The following is a 3,788-nucleotide window of genomic DNA, read 5'->3' on the forward strand; positions in this document are numbered from 1 at the left end:
TGATCGTTCATCTGGCTGAGCTCCAAAATGTAGCCTTGAATCACGATCTCCCGAAGTTGGGAATCCCCTTTGTTAATTCCTCACTACGACCTAGTCCTAAGCGAGCTGATCGGACGGCAATTTTTCTAGATCCTCAACGGAAACACGACAGTCGGCAATCGGCCCCAATCCGGTCAATCGTCCTCGCCGCAGCGAGCGTCTGCTTCCCTGAACGTCTTTTACGGGTCGTTTTTGAGCGGTCTACTTTTGGGCGTGCGAAGCACATCGTGGAAAACAGCAACAGTCTTCACCCTGCCCGCCTTCTCTCTAGCAGGCCCCTCTAACAGGCGCTTGAGTTCGCGAAACCGTACCGTACCTTGCCTTGATGACATACCATGCGGGTATGCCTTGAATTAGCGCTGCCTGCTATTTAAATATATCGCGATTTGCATTAATAGTAGCCACCCTAATTAAAGGATCGCATGTGACGGACAGACAGAACCTAAGACTTGGCACCTACGTTGAAACAAGCGCAGGCGGCGAACGTGTGCGCGCCTACGTGCCCGCTCCACTGCCGCCCAATCCGCCACTCGAACTGGGGCGGTTCATGCACATCTATGAACGCGCCATGGCCGCCGTAGGGCGCCTGGATGGCGTGACGACGATCCTGCCTTCGACACCCTTGTTCCTTTATATGTATGTCCGCAAGGAGGCCCTGCTGTCCTCACAGATCGAAGGTACGCAATCCTCGCTTTCCGACCTGCTGCTGTTTGAGAATCACGAGGCGCCAGCCGTCGAACTCGATGACGTAACCGAAGTTTCGAATTATGTCGCAGCGATCGAGCACGGCGTCTCCAGAATGCGCGGAGGTTTTCCCCTGTCGCTTCGACTGATCCGCGAGATGCACGCCATCCTGCTCAAGTCGGGGCGTGGTGCGACAAAACAACCGGGTGAGTTTCGACGCTCACAAAACTGGATCGGCGGAACGCGGCCAGGCAACGCCTTATTCGTGCCGCCGCCGCCAAACCGGCTGGATGAATGTCTCGATGCGCTGGAGCGTTTCCTCCACAGCGAAGATACGGCGCTGCCCCCGCTGATCCGGGTGGGTTTGGCTCATGTCCAGTTCGAGACGATCCATCCCTTTCTCGACGGAAACGGGCGCCTGGGCCGGCTGCTCATCACGCTGATCCTGTGCGAGGCCGGCATCCTGCGCGAGCCGATTCTCTATCTCAGCCTGTTCCTGAAATCGCGGCGCGACGACTATTATCGGCTCTTGCAGGAAGTCCGGCAGATGGGGACATGGGAGACCTGGATGGAATTCTTCCTGACCGGCATCGCGGAGACTGCGGAGCAGGCAGCCGCGACCGCCCGCGACCTGATCACCATGTTCGACGCGCACCGGCAGAAGATCGCCGGCATTGGCCGCGCAGCGCCATCTGCGCTCAGAGTCCACGAACTGATGCAGGCCAGCCCGATCGTCACCGTCCAGACGGTCTCGGAAAAGCTCGCCATCTCCTTCCCAACCGCCAGCTCAGCACTGGAAAATCTGGCCGGGATTGGTGTCGTCCGCGAGACGACAGGGCGACGGCGTGGCCGGATTTTTGCTTACTCTGAATATCTGACCCTCCTTGATCGCGGCACTGACCCATTGCCAGCCTGAAACATACTACCTTCAATCTTTTTGTGGGGGCCGTAACCTGGAGGTTCTCGGCCGCCTCCGCGACCTGTCGCAGCCTCCCCCATCAAAGATGGCCGGCATCGGAATCGCGTGCAGGCATTCCTCCGATGCCGACCCGACGTGAGAGGTTACCCCCAGCGCCTCAGACTGGACTTGTGATCATCCTCAGTAATTCGCCTAGTAGGGGACGGCCACCCGTGCATTCAATAAGCAATTTTCTTGACCTTTTAAGCGTCGTCGGCTTGGGGGCGTTTGCCCGGTTTTCTCTGCCAACTGAGGGGACATTGCTCGTGAGCGGAACGCGGTGTCACCTTGATCGGGCCGATCATGCGCCTGAGCTTCAGGATGGTATGTTCATCGTCGCCCGTCCGCAGGTCGATCATCAGTGCGACGACAGCCTCCCGTGATCCATCTCCTCCGTGCGTCTGCAAGCTGTTCAACCGCTCGGCTCCTACCCGAAGGTGCCCGCGCAACCGTTCGGCCTGATCCTCGAGTTGCTGGAAGCGTAGCTTCATGCGCGGCGTGTAGAGGCCGCCTTCAATCGCCACCAAAAGCCCGCCGAGCTTGGCTTCAATCGCCTCCAACTCACGCCGTTCGCGGAGGATCTGCCCGCGCAAGCGCTGTACCGCCGTATTCTCCTCATCGCCAGACGCCTCCGCATGCTGGCCCATCATCACCATGGTTTCGGCGAGGAGATCCCGGATGCCGGCCTCCATCACCCTTCGCTGCAGGGTCTTGCCATTGCCGCAGGTCTTGCGCCGGTAGTGATGGGCACAGCCGTAGCGGTCCCGTCCGACAGCACAGAAGTCTCCGTCACAATCGGCACATATCAACAGCCTGTGGAAGTTTGACGATCCGGCGCCTAGCTGCTGCGCCCTCGCCTCCTGCCCTTTCCGGATGCCGTCACGCAGACATTCATGGCGCTGTTCCTGCGCAAGCTGACGTTCCTTGGCAGCCTGCCAGAGGCTTTCTTCGATGATCCGGCGCGGGGGAACGTCCTTCCGAACCCACTCGGTCTCGGGATTCAGCCGGGCCTGGCGTCTTCCTGTCACGGGGTCCTTGATGTAGCGGAGCTTGTTCCAGACGAGCACCCCACGATAGAGTTCGTTGTTGAGGATGCCGGTTCCCCTCATCTTGTGTCCCCTGATCGTGGTCGCTCCCCAGGGATGCCCTGCCGGCCCGGGATGAGTTCACGATTGAGTTTGTCCGCGATGGCCGCTGGTGTCTCGCCGGCGGCGAAGGCCCGGAAGATGCGGCGGATTACGAGTGCCTGAGCTTCATTGATGGAGCGCGCACCCGCCCCATCACCATGATCCGGCATAACGTCATAACCATAGGCGAGGCCACCGCCCGAGCGGCCTTTCTCCACACGTCCCCGTTGTCCCCGGCGCGTCTTCTCGGCCAAGTCCTTCAGGAAGAGCGCATTCATCGTGCCCTTGAAGGCGAAGTGCAATTCGTCGGCATGTCCTTCGGTAACAGTGTGAATCTCAACCCCGGCGAAGCGCAGGAGCTTGTGGATATGGGCCATGTCCTCCTGATCGCGGGAGATTCGATCGAGTGCCTCGGCACAGACGATGTCGAATCGGCCGGCCCGCGCATCATTCAGCAGCTGGACCATCCCTTCCCTGCCGCGGATGCTGGCACCGGAGGCGGCTTCGTCCTGGTACGCGGCAACGATCTCCCATCCCTTCCGCTCGGCCAGGTTGCGGCAGAGGCGAAACTGGTCATCGATGGATTCGGGGTTCTGGAGGTCGGAAGAGTATCGGGCGTAGATTGCGGCTTTCGGCATTTTTGTCCGGGGATGCAAAAAGCGGCGCTTTTGCCACTGATCCGGCCGGACTGGAAGTTTTTTTGCGCTGTTCCCTGTGGGCGGCGTGCTTCATGGGCGCCGTTCCGGGCCGCAATTGGTTGCGGGGTCTGGGCAACCTGATTTGCACCTGCGTTTGTAAGTGATTGATTTTGTTGAGGTGGGTGTAGTGCAGCTAAAACAAAGCCCCGCTAAGTTGTTGGCTTAGCGGGGCTTTGTGTGATTTGACTGGTTGCGGGGGCAGGATTTGAACCTGCGGCCTTCAGGTTATGAGCCTGACGAGCTACCGGGCTGCTCCACCCCGCGTTAACTTCTGGGCTTGAG

At 59.6% G+C, this 3,788-nt stretch carries 3 protein-coding genes and 1 tRNA gene; 1 reads left to right on the plus strand and 3 read right to left on the minus strand.

Annotated features, from left to right (window positions below):
- Window positions 1-463 precede the first annotated feature (463 nt).
- The gene (locus tag FHS82_RS20840) at window positions 464-1,639 is read left to right on the plus strand and encodes a Fic/DOC family N-terminal domain-containing protein (protein ID WP_166956723.1); all 1,176 of its coding nucleotides are present in this window, start codon (window positions 464-466) and stop codon (window positions 1,637-1,639) included.
- Between the two features lie 245 nt (window positions 1,640-1,884).
- On the opposite strand, the gene FHS82_RS20845 is transcribed toward FHS82_RS20840, so the two are convergent.
- From FHS82_RS20845 to FHS82_RS20855, 3 genes are all read right to left on the minus strand, one after another.
- Window positions 1,885-2,790 carry a recombinase family protein gene (locus tag FHS82_RS20845; RefSeq protein ID WP_246225492.1) on the minus strand — a complete coding sequence of 302 codons (906 nt, stop codon included), beginning with the start codon at window positions 2,788-2,790 and terminating at the stop codon, window positions 1,885-1,887.
- Entirely contained in the window at window positions 2,787-3,446 is a 660-nt protein-coding gene (locus FHS82_RS20850; protein ID WP_166956726.1) for a recombinase family protein, read from the minus strand. The genes FHS82_RS20845 and FHS82_RS20850 overlap by 4 nt, the downstream gene beginning before the upstream one ends.
- Before the next feature lie 247 nt (window positions 3,447-3,693).
- A tRNA-Met gene (locus tag FHS82_RS20855) sits at window positions 3,694-3,770 on the minus strand.
- Window positions 3,771-3,788 lie beyond the last annotated feature (18 nt).

It is taken from the genome of Pseudochelatococcus lubricantis, from assembly GCF_011762225.1.
In the GTDB taxonomy this organism is placed as follows: domain Bacteria; phylum Pseudomonadota; class Alphaproteobacteria; order Rhizobiales; family Beijerinckiaceae; genus Pseudochelatococcus; species Pseudochelatococcus lubricantis.